The organism is Flavobacterium sp. (genome assembly GCF_044361015.1).
Lineage (GTDB): Bacteria > Bacteroidota > Bacteroidia > Flavobacteriales > Flavobacteriaceae > Flavobacterium.
In genome coordinates this window covers 1-19,760 of the sequence record NZ_JBIKJL010000024.1, presented here as the reverse complement: position 1 = coordinate 19,760, position 19,760 = coordinate 1, and the positions used below count along the sequence as shown (strand labels likewise).

Here is a 19,760-nt window from a genome sequence, read left to right as displayed (position 1 = left end):
TTAATTTAAATGGATTGAATTAGAGCTGGTATCTGATACTCAAAGCAATGTCAGTACCATAATTGTTATATCTGTAATTGTTTCCAAAAAAAACTTCAGGTCTGAAATCCAAAGAAAGTAATAAAGGAATATCAAAACTATATTCACTTCCAATATCACCTGCCATTAATAAAAAAGCACCATCTTCATATCCATGATTTTTGTTATTGTTAGTCCAAGTTACTAAACCTAAACCAAGTCCTGCATACCATTGAAAACGTGTTTTTCAATTGTCCAAACCCCATTGGTATAAACCTACAATTTTAAATGCATCATCATTGTCAGAATTTCTCAATCCAAGGTCAGATTCTAAACAATTTGATTTGGATAACCCTATTTAATAAGATATTTCAGCACCAAAACAGTCATTACTTCCTAAAAGTAAACCAAGTGCATTTTTAGAAATTTCCTATGCATTTGTACCAAATGTCAGCCCAACTAATATGAGGGCCAATTAAAATAATTTTTTTTTATTATGTTAATTTTACTACTACTACAAAGGTAACCCCGGAGAGAGTTAAATCTTTTTATTACAAGTTAAAGTATGTTAATTCACCGTGTACGAGTCTAAAAATTCGTTTTGAGACTGAGAGCTAGTTTGAGGAATGTCTAAACCAAAATCAGCCGGATTGATAGCCAAGGAATAAGTAATTATGTTATTTGCAAAGACCATACCAATATCTAGAGCATAATAATGTGTAGCAGTCAAAACATCCTGACTGTTTAAAATAGGAATTGGTATAGTTATGTTTGTGCCCGGAATTGTCTGTATAGTGGTTACTTCTACATTTATGACAAAGTTTACTTTTTTCACATCGGTGTAAGTCACATTTTTAGAAGTTGTAAAACTAGGCAGCGTTTCAAGAGCTGTTGATTTAATGGTGTAATCGATAGTAATTGGATTACCATTTAAATCTTGAGAAATTGTACCTGATTTTGTAGACATTACTTCATTAGAGGCAGCATCATTATTAATTAGAATAAAGTCTTCAAGAGCAAAATCCAACGGAATGTCAACGCCTAAATCTAAGGCAAGTGTGCCGGTTAAAAATAACTTTTGGCCCTCATTTCTAAGGCCATTATCTCTCAAAAGCGACGAATAGAATCCAAAAGGAACATCTGTTGTCTTCATTTGCTGGTAGGTTTTATTGTTTAAAATAATTTCATCTCCAACAAATAAATTATCGAAATTTGTAGTTTGTCCCTCTACTTCATAGGTCCAACTATTGTCCGATGTTAAGGGTAAATAGTTAAAATATGCATTACCGGAGTCATCGGAGGAACAAGATGAAAGAGTTAGCATTAGAACAGTCAGTAGTAAAAAATTTGTCTTCATTTTAAGTTGAATTAATATGAAACAAATTAAAGCAAAAAAAATCATTTTTGCGAAAAAATTAATGAGGCAATAAGCTGCTCACTTAATTTCGATTCCATTTCAAAAAAATCTTCTTCAATCATGTTGGTGTCTTTGTCATAACGATATAATTTCCAACGCTTTTTATTGTATTCCAACGCAGTTAAGTTTTCAACCCAATCACCCGAATTTAAATAAAAAGTTGTTCCCTTTTTAGTAGCTTTTCGAATCATTTTAGGTTCGTGGATATGACCGCAAATCACATAATCGTAATTATTTTCAATGGCTAATTCAGAGGCTGTCAATTCAAAATCTGAAATATGTTTGACTGCTTTTTTAACATTCGCTTTTATTTTTTTGGAAAAAGAGTAAGGTTCTTTCCCCATTTTTTCTAATATTCGGTTGACAAATCGATTTACTAAAATCAGTAAATCATATCCCCAACCTCCTAATTTAGCTATCCATTTGGAATGTTGCACCGAGGAATCGAAAACATCACCATGAAAAATCCATGCTTTTTTGTCATCTAATTCCAAAATTAATTTGTCCAAAATTGAAAAATTACCAATTTTAGTATCACTAAATTTTCGCAACATTTCATCATGATTACCGGTGATATAATAAACTTCGGTTCCTTTCGAAGCCATGTCTATTATTTTTTTGATTACTTTTAAGTGTGCTTTCGGAAAATAGGATTTTCTAAATTGCCAGATATCTATAATATCACCATTCAAAACGAGTATTTTTGGCTTTATGGTTGATAAATAGTGCACTAATTGTTTAGCATGACAACCAAAGGTTCCTAAATGCACATCAGAAATAACTACAACTTCAACTTTTCTTTTTTTAAGCATTGTGATGGAAGGTTTTGCAAATTAACCTTCTAAATTCAAAATGCATTTTACTAAAAAGTTAACGTTTGGTCAACCAATATTATTTTTGTGTGAAGTCAAACCGTTTTTATGAGTATTCTTTAAATTAAAAAACTTATTTTTGTTCAAAATATTCCTAATAATGGCAGGAAACAGCTACGGAACTTTATTTAAACTTACCACTTTTGGCGAATCTCATGGTGATGCTTTAGGAGGTATTATTGATGGTTGTCCACCCGGAATTCATCTTGATTTTGAAGCGATTCAACTCGAAATGAGTCGACGTAAACCCGGGCAATCAACCATTGTTACCCAACGAAAAGAAGCCGATGAAGTACAGTTTCTATCCGGAATTTTTGAAGGTGTTACAACCGGAACACCAATTGGTTTTATTATTCCTAATTCCAATCAAAAGCAATCGGATTATGCACATTTAAAAGAAGCATTTCGACCCAGTCATGCTGATTTTACGTATGAAAAGAAATATGGTATTCGCGATTATCGAGGCGGCGGAAGAAGTTCTGCCAGAGAAACAGCTTGTCGGGTAGTAGCGGGAGCCATCGCAAAACAAGTAATTTCATCCATTAAAATTAATGCTTTTGTTTCCTCGGTTGGTTCCCTGTTTATTGACAAACCTTATCAGGAATTAGATTTTTCAAGAATTGAAAATAATCCCGTTCGTTGTCCTGATGAAAAAACAGCTGCTCTGATGGAAGATTATATCAAAGAAATCAGAAAGCAAGGTGATACGGTTGGAGGAACCATTACCTGTGTCATTCAAAATGCTCCAATCGGTTTAGGGGAACCGGTTTTTGATAAATTGCATGCCGAACTAGGCAAAGCGATGCTATCCATTAATGCGGTTAAGGGTTTTGAATTTGGAAGTGGATTTTGTGGTGCTCAAATGAAAGGCAGTGATCACAATGATTTGTTCAATGAAGATGGAACAACAAAATCAAATTTGTCCGGAGGAATTCAAGGTGGTATTTCTAATGGAATGGATATCTATTTTCGAGTTGCTTTTAAACCGGTTGCCACCATTATGCAAAAACAAGAAACAATTGATAACGAAGGAAATATTGTTGAATTGGAAGGCAAAGGTAGACATGATCCATGTGTTGTGCCAAGAGCAGTTCCCATTGTAGAAGCCATGGCCGCTTTAGTTTTGGCCGACTTTTTTTTACTAAATAAAACCTATAAATAATTCTGCATGAAATTAGCTCTTCACTGGAAAATTCTAATCGGAATGTTATTTGGATTAGCTTTCGGATATGTAATGAAAAACCTCGAAATGAAAGGCATTGTTGTCGATTGGATAAAACCGTTTGGCACAATTTTTATCAACTTACTAAAAATGATTGCGGTTCCGTTAATCATTGTTTCTTTAATCGTCGGATTATCTGATTTAAAAGATATAGCTAAACTTTCTAAATTGGGTGGTAGAACCGTTGTTTTATATTTAGTTACTACCGTCACCGCAGTATGTATCGGATTAGTTTTAGCTAATTTGATAAAACCAGGAAATTATATCAATGATGAATCACGTAAAAGTTTATTGGAAAACTTTGCCGGTGATGCTGCAAAAAAAATCGAACTGGCTGCGAGTGCTAAAAACCAAGGTCCATTACAACCCTTAGTGGATGTTGTTCCTGAGAATTTTTTCTTAGCCATGACAGATAATGCTTCCATGTTGAAAGTGATTTTATTTGTCATTTTAATTGGAATCGGTTTGATTTTAATTGATGAAAATAAAGCTAAACCGGTGGTCGATTTTTTCAAAGGATTGAATGAAGTTATTCTAAAAATTATTGATATTATCATGCTTTTTTCTCCCATTGGTGTTTTTGCCCTAATGGCTGCTTTAATGGTTGAAATCCCTGATTTTTCAACGTTAAATGCGTTAGGAATTTATGCTTTGACGGTCGTTTTAGGGTTAATAGTAATGACCTTTGTAATATATCCAACAATGCTGATTTTTTTGGCAAAATATTCACCTGTGAAATTTTTTAAAGCTATTGCTCCGGCACAATTATTAGCTTTTTCTACAAGTTCCAGTGCGGCTACTTTGCCGGTAACCATGGAGCGGGTAATAGAAAATGTTGGGGTAGATGAGGAAGTGGCCAGTTTTGTACTTCCTTTAGGTGCAACGGTTAATATGGATGGAACTAGTCTATACCAAGCGGTTGCTGCAGTTTTTATTGCACAAGCAATGGGGATTCCATTGGATTTACAAACCCAATTGATGATTATTGTTACCGCAACATTAGCTTCTATTGGTTCTGCAGCGGTACCGAGTGCAGGAATGGTGATGTTGGTGATTGTCTTGGGACAAGCCGGAATTCCGGAAGCAGGTTTAGCCTTAATTTTTGCTATAGATAGACCCTTAGATATGTGTAGAACGGTCGTGAATGTAACTAGTGATGCTGTTGTTTCCACGGTTGTTGCTAAATCTGTTGGAAAATTAAACCCCATTAACACAGAAGTTTAATTTTTTTTTCTTATTTTCGTGAAAAATATTAAAATTTACAACTTATGAAAAAATTATTACTTTTTATTTTATTAACTACTTTTACTGTTAACGCACAGTTTTGGACAGAAAAAGCATCTTCATTTACTGCTGCAAGTCGAGGTATTAATAGTATTTCGATTGTTGACGATAACGTGATTTGGGTAAAAGCTTATGATGGAACAGCTTCTGCAGTTGCTACCATAAAAGAGTATGCTAAAAGTACAAATGGTGGAAATAACTGGACGTCATCATCTTTTACATTAACAAGTGGTTCTCCTTCATTAGCTATTTCTTGTATAACAGCTACTGATGCAAATACAGCCTGGGTTTCTGCCTATCCTACAGCTTCAGCAGCAGGAGGTATTTGGAAAACTGTAAATGGTGGTGCAAATTGGACAAAACAAACTACTGCTGTATTTACTACAGCCGCAGCATTTGCAAACGTAGTTTATTTTTGGGATGCAAATAATGGCTTCTGTATGGGAGATCCTGTTGGAGGTTATTATGAAATTTATACTACAACTAATGGTGGTACAAATTGGACAAGAGTTCCTTCTGCAAACATTCCCTTGCCTGCCGATTCTGGAGAGTATGGATATGTTGCTAATTTTGACGTAGTAGGTGATGTAGTTTGGTTTGGAACTAATTACGGTCGTATTTATCGCTCTGTTGACAAAGGTTTAAATTGGACTGTTGCTCAATCTCCTTTAAATGACTTTGGTGGTGAGAGCGAAAATGGAAGTTACACATTTACCTCTGCTACTAAAGGATTATTAAGTTCCAATTCTGGTCAATTATGGACAACAACAGACGGTGGAGAAAATTGGGATCCTCTAGCCTTTACAGGTCCTTTCTATACAGCAGATTTATCGTATGTGCCTGGTACTTCTAGTGTGATTTGTACTGGTTCTGCAACAGGAAATTCAGGCTCTTCTTATAGTTTAGATCATGGTCTAACATGGACTCAAATTGACAACAATATCCAACATACTATCTGTGAATTTAGAAATACAACTGTTGGCTTTTCAGGTGGATTTAACGAAAATGCTACTTCAAAAGGTATTTTTAAATATACCGGAACAGTATTAGCATTACCTACAACTGAAAAAGCTGTTTTTTCAGTATATCCTAATCCTGCAACTGATTTTATAACTGTAAAAGGTGCTTCTGCTGCATCAATTAAAGCAATTCAAGTTGTTGATATTAACGGAAGAACTGTAAAATCATTGAAATTTGATGGAATTACTGAAACACAAGTTAATATTTCTGATTTGAATGCAGGTGTTTATGTTGTTACTGTATCTTCTGAACAGGGAGTTTCTTCAACAAAAATCATCAAAAATTAATAAAAATCTTTTTGTTTAAATAAAAAAAGACTAAGTTATCACTTAGTCTTTTTTGTTTTTACTATTCATCATTAGCATAACGGCTCCTATAAGTCCAATGATTACTAAGGCAAATACGCCAATCATTATGATAGCTCCATTATCCCATGAATACAAAGCAAGAGTCAATTTGTTCATTTGGTTTCGGTTTAAAGTTTATCAAAAATAAAATTTAAATTTAGGATGGAATATGATAATTGTCAGTTATAAGAACTTTTCCTTCAAGGCATCTGTAGGAATTAAGCATGCCTCTTTTTTACCATACCATTTGTAGCGGTTTTTTGCAATATAATCATAAACAAAGTTGCCAATAAAACCAGTGAATGATAAATAGGAGAGAAAGCGATGCCAGCTGTTTAATTCGCTGCTGATTTGCATGGCTGCTTCCGCCTTAAGATAGTAGGCAACTCCGGGAACATACAATACGATGCTATCTACTTTGGTTGGGTCTACACCAATGTGTTTTAAAATTTGCTCTCCGATTTCCGATTGTAATGATGCAAAGCGGAAAACATCTTTTGAATCATGCTTGATAATAAATTGTACGGAATTGTCGCAGAGGTTACAAACTCCGTCAAAAAGAATGATTTTCTTGTCTTTTGGTAATTGATCCATTATCATTTTAATTTTAAAATTATTTTTTTGCCTCGACGAATTCCAAAGCATCTAAACTTACTTTCGATGTAAAAACGCCATAATTGACAGTTGCTTTGTTTTTTTCAATCAAATCCAACGTTCCCACGGCTTTCCCATCAATCATGCGAACACGGTCGCCGATTTTTAAAGCTACTTTCGGTTTGTCCGCTTCCGCTTTGAGGGCTTTTACTTTCTTTTCCTTTTTTAAAGTGCGGATTTCTTCTACTTTAACGGCGACTTCCTCAACGATTTGTTTTTGGATGATTTCCTTTTCTTTTTTCTCCTTTACCGTTGCTTTTTTGCGTTTGGAGTTTTCTATTTCCACTACTTTAAGGAATTCGCCAATCAATACTTTTTTGTCTTTGTTGTTGAAGTATTTTTCAGCAATGTCGTCAATTTTTTGACCCATGTAGATGAGGCGTTGGTTTGCATCATAGAGTTCCTGATACCGCTCGAGTTTGTCTTGTATCTTGGCGTTGATGGTTTCCATCTTTTTGCTTTCTTCGCGGGCTTTGGTTTCTTCTTCTTTTAGGTTGATGGATGTTTTTTCCATCTTAGAACGTTCCTTTTGAAGGGTAGCAATGGTTTTGTCAAATCGTACTTTGCCGCCTTCTATCTTCTTTTTGGCTCGGTTAATTAATCCGTAGGGAATGCCATTCTTTTGAGCTACTTCAAAGGTGAAAGAACTTCCGGCTTGGCCTAGGACTAGTTTATACATCGGCTCTAATGATTTTTCGTCAAAGAGCATGTTTGCATTGGAAGCAAAAGGGAGTTCGTTTGCTAATATCTTTAGGTTTGAATAGTGCGTGGTGATGATTCCGAAGGCTTCACGGTGGTAAAATTCTTCTAAGAATATTTCTGCTAAAGCCCCACCTAATTCGGGGTCGGAGCCGGTGCCGAATTCGTCAATGAGGAAGAGGGTTTTTGCATTGCATTTCTTCAAGAAGTAGTTCATGTTCTTTAGACGGTAACTGTATGTACTTAAATGATTTTCAATTGATTGATTGTCGCCAATGTCGGTTAGAATTCTGTCGAATAAGAAGGTTTCACTCCGTTCGTGAACGGGAATTAGGAGACCGCTTTGCAGCATTAATTGCAAGAGTCCGATGGTTTTTAAGGAGATGGTTTTACCTCCGGCATTGGGTCCGGAAATGACGATGATTCTGCTTTGGTTATGCAGTTCGATAGTTTGCGGAAAGGTTTTTTCTCCTTTGTTTTTGTTGTTTAAATAGAGAATGGGGTGATAGGCATCTCTGAAAAAGAGTCGCTTTTCCTCAATGATGGTGGGTAGAATGGCGTTTATGCTCAAGGCATACTTTGCTTTTCCGGCGGTTACATCAATGTCGCTCAGGAAGGCTTGGTATTGGTTTAAGAGTTCTTTATAAGGGCGTATGTCATTGGTTAATTTTTTTAATACACGGGTGATTTCTTCCCGCTCTTCATATTCGAGGTTGCTTAGTTCACGGGAATAGCGAAGGGTTGCTTCGGGTTCGATGTAGGCGATGCTGCCGGTTTTGGAGCTTCCGAGGATGCTTCCTTTTACTTTGCGGCGGTACATGGCAAGGACGGCTAATACGCGACGGTTTTCGACAAAACTTTCTTTGATTTCGTCGAGGTAGCCGAGGGCGTTGTATTGTGTTAAGGCTGAGCCGAAACTTTGGTTTACTTTGCCACGAACTAGGCTCATGTCGCGACGAATATTGATTAAGTCGGGGGAGGCGTTGTCTTTGATAATGCCGAATTTATCTACGACTTCGTCAATTTTTTGGACTATGTATTTGGTGTATTCAACGTGTTGTGCCCGTTGGTTGAGTTGGGGGTAGTAATCGTTGAATTTCTTTAGAAAAAACAACATGGTGTTTACTGTTTCAGAGAGTTGAGCAATTTTTCGGAAGCCGGTTACTTCGAGGAAGCTGTCTTCGATGCCGATGAATTTGATTTCGTTAGTTATGTTTTCAAAGCCGTGGTTTGGTAGGGCGTTGTTGTTTGAAAAGGAGGCTAGGTATTCAGAGGTTTGCAAGAGGGAGTCCATCAGGAGTTCCTTGCTTTTGAAAGGGACGATGCTGAGGGCTTTTTCTTTGCCTATCTCGGTGTTGCAGCGGGAGGAGACTGTTTGCAAGATGGTTGCAAATTCTAAATCTTTGAGCGTTTTATCGGTGATGGAAATCATTTTTGGGTTATCGCAATTTTAGGCAAATTTAGGGATTATTTTGGTTTGTTAGTTGGGGATTATCATTTGAAAAATTTATGGAAGTATTGTTATATTTGTTGAAATAGGAATTGTATGGAAGTAAGTGTACCGGGTTTGTGGAAAGCTATTTTGCAGCAGGAGTTTGAACAGCCTTATTTTGCAGAACTGCAGGCATTTGTGGAGGACGAATATGCTCATCAGAGGTGTTATCCATCGAAAAGGGAGGTATTCGCTGCTTTTGAGCATTGCTCTTTTGATAAAATTAAGGTGGTGATTATTGGTCAGGATCCGTATCATGGGGAAGGGCAAGCGAATGGCTTGTGTTTTTCAGTGAAGGAGGGGATTGCTTTGCCGCCGTCGTTGGTGAATATTTTCAAGGAGTTGGAACGGGATTTGGGTGTGCCGATGCGTGTTTCGGGGAACTTGGAACAGTGGGCGGAGCAAGGTGTTTTGTTGTTGAATGCTACATTGACGGTTCGTTCGGGGGAAGCGGGGAGCCACCAGAAGCGGGGTTGGGAACGGTTTACGGATGCTGTGATTCAGCGGATTTCTGCGGAACGGGAAGGGGTTGTTTTTTTGTTGTGGGGTAGTTTTGCTAAGAAGAAAGGGTTGAAGATTGACCGAACGAAGCACTTGGTTTTAGAGGCGGGGCATCCTTCGCCGTTGAGTGCGAACCGTGGTTTGTGGTTTGGGCATCATCCTTTTAGTTTGACGAATGCATATTTGAAAGGCTTGGGGAAAGCGGAAATTAAGTGGTAGGGGTTTTTGGGGTGTTGCTCTAGGTTTAGGAAAATCTCGTGTCGTTTTTTGAATAATCTCTTAGTTTTTGGGAAAGGTTTTTGAATAGAAGGTTTATGAATGAGAAGGGTTTTTTTGTTCTTTTAGATCACAGATTAAAAAAATTTGACAAATTTACAGGTTGCTGTTTATCGTTTTTTTTGATTCTTTCGTTTTTTACATGAAAGCAAACGTTTGGACGTTCGAAGGGTATTGTTTTTTTTCGAAGGGTATTGTATTAAAAGAAATTAACACACTCCAGACCGAAATGGAAACACTCCTTTGTTAAAGTTTTAGGTTTTGGGGATTATATTGTTTGGGTATAAAAAAAACGCTTCTGTTAGGAAGCGTTTTTAGGTATTGATTTACGACTTATCTTAGTTAGTAGAGTAATTTACTTTTACTGTTTCGTCAGTTCCGTCTTCGTCGAAATCAAACGTGTCTGTAATTTGTAATGTAGAAGCTGTTAAGCCAGATACAGTTCCTGTTAAAGTATTTCCAAAGAAAGTAATTGAAATAGAGTTTCCACTTAATGACCAAGTACCTAAGTCAGTATCTGCATCTAATGGGTCACAGCTATTAACAAAATATTCTTCTGCTACATCATTCGCTTTGAATTGTACGTAATCTCTTCCGCACGCTAAATTGCCATAAGGAATAGTTTGTCCTGCTACTTCGTAACTTACGATGTACCATTTTTTCATTAAGTTAGCTTCGTTCACTGCTACTGATGAAGAAGAATCGTCATCTGAACAAGAAGTTAATGAAACTGCTACGAAAGAAAGTAATAATAATAATTTTTTCATTTTTTTATGTTTTTAAGTTCGGTGCAAAAATACACAAATTTTTCTTATAACAAAGGTTTTTTCTGAGTGGCTGAGAGGCTGAGAAGCTGAGTTGTTGAGAGGTTCGGGGATAAAAAAAAACGCTTCGGTTGGGAAGCGTTTTTGGTTTATTCTACTTTGTTTTTATGCTTATTTTAGGCTACCAACCATGTTTTCGGGTTTTACCCATGCGTCAAAGTCTTCCGGGGTTACATAACCTAATCGAACGGCCTCGTCTTTAAGGGTTGTTCCGTTTTTGTGAGCGGTTTGAGCTATTTCTGCGGATTTATAGTAACCAATTTTGGTGTTTAATGCGGTGACGAGCATCAGTGAATTGTCTACCAATTCTTTGATTCTAGTGTAGTTAGGTTCGATGCCACTGGCACAATGTTCTTCGAAAGAAACGCAGGCATCGCCTAACAAGATAGCTGATTGGAGGAAGTTTGCCGACATAACGGGTTTGAAAACATTCAGTTCATAGTGGCCTTGCGTTCCGCCTACGGTGATGGTTACGTCGTTACCCATTACTTGAGCACAAACCATGGTTAAGGCTTCGCATTGGGTTGGGTTTACTTTTCCGGGCATGATGGATGAACCCGGTTCGTTTTCGGGAATAAGGATTTCGCCAATTCCGGAACGAGGACCTGAGGCCATCATACGAATGTCGTTGGAGATTTTATTTAAAGAAACAGCAAGCGTTTTTAATGCTCCGTGTGTTTCTACAATGGCATCGTGTGCTGCTAAGGCTTCAAATTTGTTTTCAGCGGTGATGAAAGGCAGTCCGGTGAATTTAGCAATGTACTCGGCTACTTTTACATCGTATCCCGGAGGGGTGTTTAATCCGGTTCCAACGGCAGTACCGCCTAATGCTAATTCAGATAGATGGGCTAAGGTGTTTTTTAAGGCTCTTAATCCGTGGTCTAATTGTGACACGTAACCGGAAAATTCCTGCCCTAAGGTGAGGGGAGTGGCATCCATTAAATGGGTACGACCGATTTTCACAACGCTCATGTATTGTTCCGATTTTGCTTTTAAGGTATTACGGAGTAAGGTTACGCCGGGAATTGTTTTTTCCATCACGGCTTTGTAGCAAGCGATGTGCATTCCGGTTGGGAAAGTATCGTTAGAGGATTGTGATTTATTGACGTCGTCGTTTGCTTTTACAACGGGTTCGCCTTCGCCAATTTTGAATCCGGCTAAAACTTGAGCCCGATTAGCGACCACTTCGTTGACGTTCATATTGCTTTGCGTACCGGAACCGGTTTGCCAAATGACTAATGGAAATTGGTCGTCTAATTTTCCGGCAAGGATTTCTTCGCAAACTTGAGCAATGGCATCGCGTTTTTCGATTGGAAGCACGCCTAGTTCATGGTTAGCAAAAGCGGCTGCTTTTTTGAGGTAAGCAAAACCTTCAATTATTTCTTTTGGCATAGAGGCAGAAGGTCCGATTTTAAAGTTGTTTCTGGAACGTTCTGTTTGAGCTCCCCAATATTTATCGGCAGGAACTTTAACTTCACCCATGGTGTCTTTTTCGATGCGGTAGTTCATTGTTGTGTTTTTATTAATTGTGAATGATATAGTCTGTTATTGGTTTGTATTGCAGTGAAAGCTATTGAAAAAATAGTCATGCAAATTTAGTTATTAACATTTCTATTTTAAAATTTTTTTAGGTTTATGTTGATAAAATGATAATGTTGATTTATATTTGTCACTGAATCAGAAAAATTCCGAAAAATGTTTGATTTTCAACAGTATTTAGGCTTCATTCTCTTCCTTACCGTTTTAACCATCGGTTTTTGGTTGATGATATTTTTGGTAGGTTTTGTTCACTATTGGTTGGGTGGAGCTATCATTGAATTAATCAAAGAGAAAAAAGCAAAAAGAGATCAGGAACAAGCATCTTAATATATTAAAATGTTTTGTAACAAAAAGGGACTCAATAGCGTCCCTTTTTTTATGGTTTGCCCATGAATTCTTCGTCACCACCTTCTCTTTTTTGTTGTCTTTCTTTCTCATTTTTCTGTTTGTTGAAACGGTAGGTGAAGGAAAGGTTGATTTGTCTTTCTCTCCATTGCATTTCACTGTAGGCAAATGAACTCGGAAGATTAGTTTCGGAGATTCTTTTTCTTGAATTGAAAAGGTCGCTCACGTTTAAGGCAATGGTTCCTTTGTCTTTTAATATATCTTTACTGAAAGCAAGGTTTGCACTAACAACTCCTAAATTCTTTCCTTGTGCAGTGGTTTGCGGGGCGTTGTAGGTAGCATTGGTTTGCCAATCAATTTTGTAGGGCAAGGTTATTTTTGAAGTGATTCTGGTTGTCCAGCTTATGGCAATATTATCTAAGTTTTGAACGACTTGGTTTCCTAAATAGTTTGTGTAAATGTATTCTCCATCAGTTTCATTTCTGAAAAAATTGAAGTTACCGTTTAATCTCCACCATTTGAAAGGGTTGTAATTCAAGTTAAATTCAAATCCGAAACGATATTGGGTGGCTAAGTTAACCGGGGTTGTAAGAATGATTGGCGTTAAAACGATTTCTCCGCTCACTTCGTTTTCTACAAAAGCACCGGATTCTTTTCGGATGAATTGGAATGAATCTTCGGTATAGTTATAGTAAGCTGAACTACTCAAGGTTAATTTTTTCCATTTTTGAAGATACACTAGATCAATGGCATGGGTCATGGCCGGGTCTAAATCAGGATTTCCCTGAAAGATATTGATGTTACTGGAATAGTTTGGAAAAGGATTCAGGAATCTACCTCTTGGACGTTGAATTCTTCTGCTGTAACTTAATGAAGTGTTTGTGCTTTCAGTTAATTCATAGGAGAAAACGGCACTTGGAAAAAAGTCATTATAGCGTTTATTGGTAAAATCGTTTGTAATGAATTGATTCACGTCAATGTTAGAATCTTCCCAACGTAAACCGAAGAAATAGGAGAATTTGTTTAGTTTGTTTCCGTATTGTGTATAGAGTGCGTTTACTTTTTCTTTGTATTCAAAAATATTACTGATGCTATCGTTTTTAATCCAAATGTTAGAGCTTTCGTTGAAATCTTCTTGGGTAAAGTCGGTCAAATTTTCGTTAAAATCTCCTTTGTAACCTATTTCAAAACGTCCGTTTTTAAAAATTGGCAACACGTAATCGGTTTGTAGTATGGTTCGTTTTGATGTTTGGTCGTTAAAAGTTCTTACGTCCACAAATTCTTCATCGTCAATGAATGAAAAATCAAAGTCGGCATTGTCTGAAAAGGAAGCATCAACGGTTAATTTGTGTCCGTCTTTTTTGAAATTTTTGACGAAATTAGAAGAGAAGTCGATGTTTTCACCGTTGTTTGTTTGTTCTAATTGACGAATTGTAGTGTATTGAAATACTTTATTGGCATCGTAAAAATCAAATTCAACATGTTCCGGATTATCGCCCGAATTTTTACGGTAGGAAAATGTATTTGTCCAAGTAATCGATTTGTCTAAATACCAATCGAAACCGAAGTTACCGTTGTAATTGTTTCCATCACGGGAATTTTCTCTGGTTTCATAGATATAGTTTCGGGTAGTTCCGTCTTCGTTAAAGTATTCGGTATTGGTTAATGAATTCCCGGGACTTTCACGGTAATTGAAACCTTGCGTAGTGAAAAGATTGAAATTATCAGATTTAAAATTGATGTTACCGGTTATACCTCTGTTGGTAGGGTCGCCAATTGTTCCTGTAATTGTTCCGTTTAAACCTTGGTTTTTACCTTTTTTCAGAATGATGTTGATGATTCCACCACCGCCTTCGGCATCATAACGGGCGGAGGGATTAGTCACCACTTCCACTTTATCGATGGCATCTGCCGGAATCATTCGTAAGGCATCGTTAATATTGATTGCATTTGAAGGTCTGCCGTCAATTAATATTCGAACATTTTCATTACCTCTTAAACTGACGGTTCCGTCAACATCAACAGAAACGGAAGGAACGTTGTCTAGAACATCGCTCACGGTTCCGCCTTTTACCATCATATCCTGACCCACATTATAAACGCGTTTGTCGAGTTTAATATCTACAGTGGAACGTTCGGCACGCAATTCGACCCCGTCTAATTGGGTTGCATCATCAGCTAAAGTGATAGTTCCTAAATTAGTATTTGCCTGAAAGTTACGTTGTTTAAATTCTACGGTTTTGAAAGAAATAAATTCCACTCTGATGTCATACATTCCGGCATTGATTTCGATGTCAAATTCCCCTTTGTTGTTAGTGATTCCGCCTGTTACCATTTCCGGTTTTTTAGTATTTTGAAAAACAATGGTTGCGTATTCTAAGGGTTGTGAAGTAGATTTGTCAATCACTTTTCCTGAAACTTTTATTTTGTTTGGAGCTTGTCTATCCTGACTGTGAAGGAGTGAAGTACTGCAAATAAAAAGGAGCGTAAAAAGAGAAATTAATTTTTTCATGAACTTGAGGTTATGTGCTTGCATTAAGACTGCAAAATTACTTATGGTTTATCCGAAAAATCCCAAAGATTTGTTAAATGATTGCTAAGCTTTAAGCAATAAAATCAATAATTTTATGGGGAGGTCTGCCAATAATTGCTTTGGAATCATTCATTACAATTGGTCTTTCAATTAAAATAGGATTTGAAACCATGGCGTGAATGATTTCGTTATCAGATAAATTTTTACCTTTAAATTGTTCTATCCAAACGGATTCTTTTTGCCTGACTAAATCGATAGGAATCAGTTGAAGTTTTTCAATAATGGTTTTTAACTCTGCTTCAGTAGGGTTTTTATCAAGGTATTTAATTACTTGAAAAAGTTTTCCTGAATGTTCCAGGATAGCTAAGCCTTCTCTGGATTTGCCACATCTTGGATTGTGAAAAATGGTAATCATTCTGATTTTTTTGCAAATTAACAGCATCAAAATTCAAATTTTGTTAAAAAAAATGTAACATGTGCATTTACAAAAGTCCTATATTTGAAAACAAATGCTTTCCTATGTATATTGAACAAATCAACACCAAAAGGTTTAATTTTTTATTTTATTTGCCCATTCCTGTTTTGTTTTTAGGATTAATGGTGGAGAATTACTTTTCAACTCAGGACGTGAATGTGGAAGACACTTTAAAGCTGTTTATTGATCAGTTTGGTGTGAATTTGACTTTTGTGATTTTGATTGGCCCATTATCAGCAGCTTGTCTTTTCTTGCTATTTTGGGTAAAATTTGTCCATCAGCAAAGTATTCGAAGTTTAACGACTTCCCGAAAAAAAGTGGATTGGAAAAGAATTTTGTTTTCTTTTACCATTTGGGGATTATTAAGTATTTTTTCCACCTTAATCCTATATTATAATGCACCGGAAAATTTTATACTTAATTTTGATGCTTCAAAATTTTATATATTTTTAATTCTAGCCATTGTTTTGATACCCTTACAGACGAGTTTTGAAGAATATTTGTTTCGGGGTTATTTAATGCAAGGTATAGGGGTGGTGACTAAAAGTAAATTAATTCCTTTAATCATAACTTCTGTCATGTTTGGAATGATGCATATTGCCAATCCGGAGGTTGGAAAGTTGGGTGATATCATCATGGTTTATTATATAGGAACCGGATTTTTTTTAGGAATAATGACATTAATGGATGAAGGTCTTGAATTGGCTCTCGGATTTCATGCCGCCAATAACTTGATTGGGGCTTTACTGGTAACTGCAGATTGGACTGTTTTTCAAACGCATTCCGTTTTTAAAGATGTATCCGAACCTTCTGCAAATTATGATGTATTATTCCCTGTACTGGTTATTTTCCCAATTCTTTTGTTTATTTTTGGTAGAAAATATCAGTGGACTGATTGGAAAGAAAAATTATCAGGAAAGGTTCTAGATTATGATGCTGAAAAAGAATTAATTAATACAAAAGGAAAAGAAAATGAATAGTGATATTACTTACCACAATGTGCACAATAAGTTTAAACTGAATGGTTTTCATTTAAACAGAGAAGAGTTATGCACTTTTGCTTATAGTTTTATAAAAGAAGGTGAAGATTTTGAAAAACCGGTTGGCGATTTTTTGTTAGATTGGTTTGATGACAGAAGTTATCTTGAAATAAATACCTCCGGTTCTACGGGCACGCCCAAATTGATTCGTGTTGATAAGCAAGCCATGGTTAGTTCAGCCTTAGCGACAGGTGATTTCTTTGATTTACAACCCGGAGATAGAGTGCTTCATTGTTTACCTGCTAAGTATGTAGCCGGAAAGATGATGTTTATCCGCGGTTTTATTTTGGGGTTGGAAATTGATTTTGTGGCTCCTAGTTCAAATCCGTTAGAGCTAATAGACCATGACTATGATTTTGCCGCATTGGTACCAATGCAAGCTCAATATTCGTTGAATAAATTGCATCACATTAAAAAAATAATTATTGGCGGTGCCAAAATCACGAAACCATTAGAAGAAAAATTACTGAAAGTGAAGTCAGAAATTTATGAAACCTATGGTATGACTGAAACCATTACACACATTGCCGCGAAACGAATAGGAAAGGAAGCGTTTACAGTTTTTCCGAATGTGATGCTTTCGCAGGACGATAACAATTGCCTTTTAATTAAAGCTCCTTCCATTTCAAATGAAATTATAGAAACCAATGATATTGTTGAAATGGTTTCTGAGAATGAATTTATTTGGTTAGGTCGTTTTGATAATGTTGTAAACAGTGGAGGTATCAAATTGATTCCGGAGCAAATAGAAGAAAAATTAGCTACCCGAATTCCAAGACGCTATTTTGTGATTGGACAGCCTGATTCGGTCTTGGGAGAGAAATTAGTTTTGATTGTAGAAGGAGAGCCGATGACCGTTGAGAATAGTGTCTTTGAAGTTTTAGATAAATACGAAAAACCTAAAGAAATTCATTTTGTAAAACATTTTGAGGAAACTGCAACAGGTAAAATTGTTCGAAAAGAAACAGTGAGCAAATTTATGTACTAATTAAATTGCTACTGATTTACTGAAAAGATTATTTCAATTCAAGGAATCAGAGGTTTATTATTTTAGGACGCTACTCATAAACAAAAATTTGTTTTCGTCCAAACTTAAATCAGTTGTTTTCTTTAGCTGAATTGGTGCAGATTGCCAAGCATTTGTGGCTTCATAACGCATTGATTTTGTACCAATTTTACATTCAAAAGGCATTTTAAAATTTTCTACATCTGTTTTCCAACGGAAATCGAAAGTTCCCTCGTTAAACTTCAATTCTAATTCAGGAAAAGCTTTGTGTTTTAAGTATTGGTCAAAAACAGGCGATAAATTTAAACCCGACTCTTTAGAAAAGAAAGCCACAACATCTTTTGATTCAATAATTTTATGGCGAAAGGTTTCTGCATACTTTTTCAGCATTGCCCACCATTTTGTGTCATCGTTGATGATGTGTCGAATGGTATTGAGCATCAAAGCTCCTTTGAAATACATGTCGGAATTGCCGGTTTTAAAATTTACGCCGAATTGCCCGATGACCGGTTTTTGATTTGCAATTAATTTTTTCTGACCATTGATATAGGCCATCGCTTTTTCATAGCCAAATTGGCATTCAACGTACACACATTCTGAATAAGTAGTGAAGCTTTCATGAATCCACATATCGGCAATGTCTTTTGAAGTGATGCTGTTTCCAAACCATTCATGTCCGGTTTCGTGAATAATGATGTAATCAAATTCTAACCCAATTCCGGTGCCGGTCATATCATTTCCTAAATATCCTTTTGTAAATTTATTTCCATAAGCTACAGCACTTTGGTGCTCCATACCTAAATAAGGAGTTTCAACCAATTTGTAGCCATCATTTGCAAAAGGATAGTTCCCGAATTTTTGTTGGAAGCATTCCATCATGGGCATAACTTCTTCAAAATGTTTACGGGCAATGGCTTCATTTTCAGCTAAGACATAATAATCTAAGTCTAAATTGTCTAATTTTTCATGGATGTTGACATAATCACCAATGTTAATGACGATATTGTAATTGTTAATAGGATTATTCACTTCCCAATCCCAACGGGTAAAGCCATTTTTGAGGTTTTCATTGCCTATAAATTTACCGTTAGAAACGTTCATTAAACCATTTGGAACTGCAACTTTGACGGAAGCACCACGATCAGGCTCGTCTGTTTGATGGTCTTTTACGGGATACCACAAACTAGCTCCGGTTCCTTGTACAGCCACTCCGACAAAATCGTTTCCGTTGCTGTCTTTTTTCCATACAAAACCACCATCCCAAGGAGCCCGTTTAGCAACTAAAGGATTACCGGAGTAATAAAAACGAACTTTTTGTTCTGTATTTAAAGGTAAAATAGAAGGGAAATTGATGAAGATGGCGTCAAATTCTCTTTTGTATTGTAGTTTTTTTTCATTGAAAATGATACTGTCCACAACCATATTCTCAAACAAATCCAATTGAATTTTTTGCGTTTTTTCAATTACTTTAAAGGTAATTTCATTGTAACCTTTGACTGTTTTATATTCCGGTTCAATGGTCAAATTCAAGTCATATCGAAGTACATCGAAACAAGTTCGTTCCGGGCGAAGACCACCTTGTAATGAATCGCGTCGGGTGAATTCCTGAGCGTTGATTTGTTGTAATCCAAAAAATGCTAGTATTAAGAGAAAAAATTTATACATAGTTTACTTTTCAATTAGTCGCAGTTTCGCTGATTAAATTTTTCTTTAATCGGTTACTAAAATAGCATTAAAAATCAATTTATACTTTGTTAGTTAACTATTTTTTATGATTTTGATGTAATTAGAAATGTTTTTTTGAATCTTCATTATGTATAAAGCGAATACTATCATATTCATGTAACTTTTTAAACCTTCTCAAAATCAATCCTCATTTTCTATTAATTCCTCAAAACCCAACCCCATCCACAACCTCCATTTCCTTCCCCAAAACCGGATGCCAAAACCGTATCAGTTCCGCATGCAAAAACAAGCGGCGGCTTTGGTGCCGTATAAATCATCGCCAACTATTGGGGTGTTCAAACCTTCGTAGTGTAATTTACTAAATTAGAAGGTAAAACTTTAACGAGCAGAGACGTTCGCACAACAATGTGGTAATTTAAAGTGAACACTTTGGACAGCCCCCCTAAAGCAGCCACTTTTATTCTTCAGTAATTTTAATGTATTTTGCTTTAAGCCTTGTTTCAGTCCATT

At 36.2% G+C, this 19,760-nt stretch carries 18 protein-coding genes; 7 read left to right on the top strand and 11 right to left on the bottom strand.

What is annotated here, in order from left to right; all coding sequences use genetic code 11:
- Window positions 1-19: 19 nt before the first annotated feature.
- The 3 genes from ACIQ2Z_RS07590 to ACIQ2Z_RS07580 all read right to left on the bottom strand — a co-directional run bounded on the left by ACIQ2Z_RS07590 (window position 20) and on the right by ACIQ2Z_RS07580 (window position 2,247).
- Window positions 20-166, bottom strand: coding sequence for a hypothetical protein (locus ACIQ2Z_RS07590; RefSeq protein ID WP_396183546.1), 147 nt, complete (start codon window positions 164-166; stop codon window positions 20-22).
- A 420-nt stretch (window positions 167-586) separates the two neighbouring features.
- Complete coding sequence (locus tag ACIQ2Z_RS07585) at window positions 587-1,375, bottom strand: hypothetical protein (protein ID WP_396183545.1); 789 nt, start codon at window positions 1,373-1,375, stop codon at window positions 587-589.
- A gap of 41 nt (window positions 1,376-1,416) precedes the next feature.
- Window positions 1,417-2,247: a UDP-2,3-diacylglucosamine diphosphatase gene (locus ACIQ2Z_RS07580; RefSeq protein WP_396183544.1), complete on the bottom strand. Its 831-nt coding sequence runs from the start codon at window positions 2,245-2,247 to the stop codon at window positions 1,417-1,419.
- A 160-nt stretch (window positions 2,248-2,407) separates the two neighbouring features.
- Here ACIQ2Z_RS07580 and aroC point away from each other — a divergent pair, with 160 nt between their 5' ends.
- Genes aroC through ACIQ2Z_RS07565 form a run of 3 tightly spaced genes read left to right on the top strand, consistent with a single transcriptional unit; the run spans window position 2,408 to window position 6,120 of the window.
- Complete coding sequence (gene aroC / locus ACIQ2Z_RS07575; protein ID WP_396183543.1) at window positions 2,408-3,469, top strand: chorismate synthase; 1,062 nt, start codon at window positions 2,408-2,410, stop codon at window positions 3,467-3,469.
- A gap of 6 nt (window positions 3,470-3,475) precedes the next feature.
- On the top strand, window positions 3,476-4,753 hold the full coding sequence (locus ACIQ2Z_RS07570; protein WP_396183542.1) for a dicarboxylate/amino acid:cation symporter: 1,278 nt from the start codon (window positions 3,476-3,478) through the stop codon (window positions 4,751-4,753).
- A 44-nt stretch (window positions 4,754-4,797) separates the two neighbouring features.
- Window positions 4,798-6,120, top strand: a complete 1,323-nt coding sequence (locus ACIQ2Z_RS07565; RefSeq protein ID WP_396183541.1) for a T9SS type A sorting domain-containing protein — start codon at window positions 4,798-4,800, stop codon at window positions 6,118-6,120.
- Between the two features lie 42 nt (window positions 6,121-6,162).
- Here ACIQ2Z_RS07565 and ACIQ2Z_RS07560 read toward each other — a convergent pair whose 3' ends face one another.
- The 3 genes from ACIQ2Z_RS07560 to ACIQ2Z_RS07550 all read right to left on the bottom strand — a co-directional run bounded on the left by ACIQ2Z_RS07560 (window position 6,163) and on the right by ACIQ2Z_RS07550 (window position 8,965).
- Window positions 6,163-6,297, bottom strand: a complete 135-nt coding sequence (locus ACIQ2Z_RS07560; protein WP_396183540.1) for a hypothetical protein — start codon at window positions 6,295-6,297, stop codon at window positions 6,163-6,165.
- 66 nt (window positions 6,298-6,363) lie between these two features.
- Entirely contained in the window at window positions 6,364-6,774 is a 411-nt protein-coding gene (locus tag ACIQ2Z_RS07555) for a thiol-disulfide oxidoreductase DCC family protein (protein WP_396183539.1), read from the bottom strand.
- A gap of 19 nt (window positions 6,775-6,793) precedes the next feature.
- Window positions 6,794-8,965 (bottom strand): DNA mismatch repair protein MutS, encoded by a 2,172-nt coding sequence (locus tag ACIQ2Z_RS07550; protein ID WP_396183538.1) that lies wholly within the window; start codon window positions 8,963-8,965, stop codon window positions 6,794-6,796.
- 114 nt (window positions 8,966-9,079) lie between these two features.
- Here ACIQ2Z_RS07550 and ung point away from each other — a divergent pair, with 114 nt between their 5' ends.
- A complete protein-coding gene (ung, locus tag ACIQ2Z_RS07545; protein WP_396183537.1) occupies window positions 9,080-9,745 on the top strand; it encodes a uracil-DNA glycosylase in 666 nt (221 codons plus the stop codon).
- A 395-nt stretch (window positions 9,746-10,140) separates the two neighbouring features.
- Here ung and ACIQ2Z_RS07540 read toward each other — a convergent pair whose 3' ends face one another.
- On the bottom strand, window positions 10,141-10,569 hold the full coding sequence (locus ACIQ2Z_RS07540; protein ID WP_396183536.1) for a lipocalin family protein: 429 nt from the start codon (window positions 10,567-10,569) through the stop codon (window positions 10,141-10,143).
- 168 nt (window positions 10,570-10,737) lie between these two features.
- The gene (fumC, locus tag ACIQ2Z_RS07535) at window positions 10,738-12,135 is read right to left on the bottom strand and encodes a class II fumarate hydratase (RefSeq protein ID WP_396183535.1); all 1,398 of its coding nucleotides are present in this window, start codon (window positions 12,133-12,135) and stop codon (window positions 10,738-10,740) included.
- A gap of 186 nt (window positions 12,136-12,321) precedes the next feature.
- Here fumC and ACIQ2Z_RS07530 point away from each other — a divergent pair, with 186 nt between their 5' ends.
- On the top strand, window positions 12,322-12,492 hold the full coding sequence (locus ACIQ2Z_RS07530; RefSeq protein WP_396183534.1) for a hypothetical protein: 171 nt from the start codon (window positions 12,322-12,324) through the stop codon (window positions 12,490-12,492).
- Between the two features lie 49 nt (window positions 12,493-12,541).
- On the opposite strand, the gene ACIQ2Z_RS07525 is transcribed toward ACIQ2Z_RS07530, so the two are convergent.
- Both ACIQ2Z_RS07525 and arsC read right to left on the bottom strand, forming a co-directional pair.
- Complete coding sequence (locus tag ACIQ2Z_RS07525) at window positions 12,542-15,022, bottom strand: TonB-dependent receptor domain-containing protein (protein ID WP_396183533.1); 2,481 nt, start codon at window positions 15,020-15,022, stop codon at window positions 12,542-12,544.
- Between the two features lie 91 nt (window positions 15,023-15,113).
- Window positions 15,114-15,458, bottom strand: coding sequence for an arsenate reductase (glutaredoxin) (gene arsC, locus ACIQ2Z_RS07520; RefSeq protein ID WP_396183532.1), 345 nt, complete (start codon window positions 15,456-15,458; stop codon window positions 15,114-15,116).
- A 104-nt stretch (window positions 15,459-15,562) separates the two neighbouring features.
- Here arsC and ACIQ2Z_RS07515 point away from each other — a divergent pair, with 104 nt between their 5' ends.
- Both ACIQ2Z_RS07515 and ACIQ2Z_RS07510 read left to right on the top strand, forming a co-directional pair.
- Window positions 15,563-16,498, top strand: a complete 936-nt coding sequence (locus ACIQ2Z_RS07515) for a lysostaphin resistance A-like protein (RefSeq protein WP_396183531.1) — start codon at window positions 15,563-15,565, stop codon at window positions 16,496-16,498.
- On the top strand, window positions 16,491-17,546 hold the full coding sequence (locus ACIQ2Z_RS07510; RefSeq protein WP_396183530.1) for an AMP-binding protein: 1,056 nt from the start codon (window positions 16,491-16,493) through the stop codon (window positions 17,544-17,546). Before ACIQ2Z_RS07515 ends, ACIQ2Z_RS07510 begins: the two co-directional genes overlap by 8 nt.
- 57 nt (window positions 17,547-17,603) lie before the next feature.
- Here ACIQ2Z_RS07510 and ACIQ2Z_RS07505 read toward each other — a convergent pair whose 3' ends face one another.
- Window positions 17,604-19,229 carry a M1 family metallopeptidase gene (locus ACIQ2Z_RS07505; RefSeq protein ID WP_396183529.1) on the bottom strand — a complete coding sequence of 542 codons (1,626 nt, stop codon included), beginning with the start codon at window positions 19,227-19,229 and terminating at the stop codon, window positions 17,604-17,606.
- Window positions 19,230-19,760: the final 531 nt, after the last annotated feature.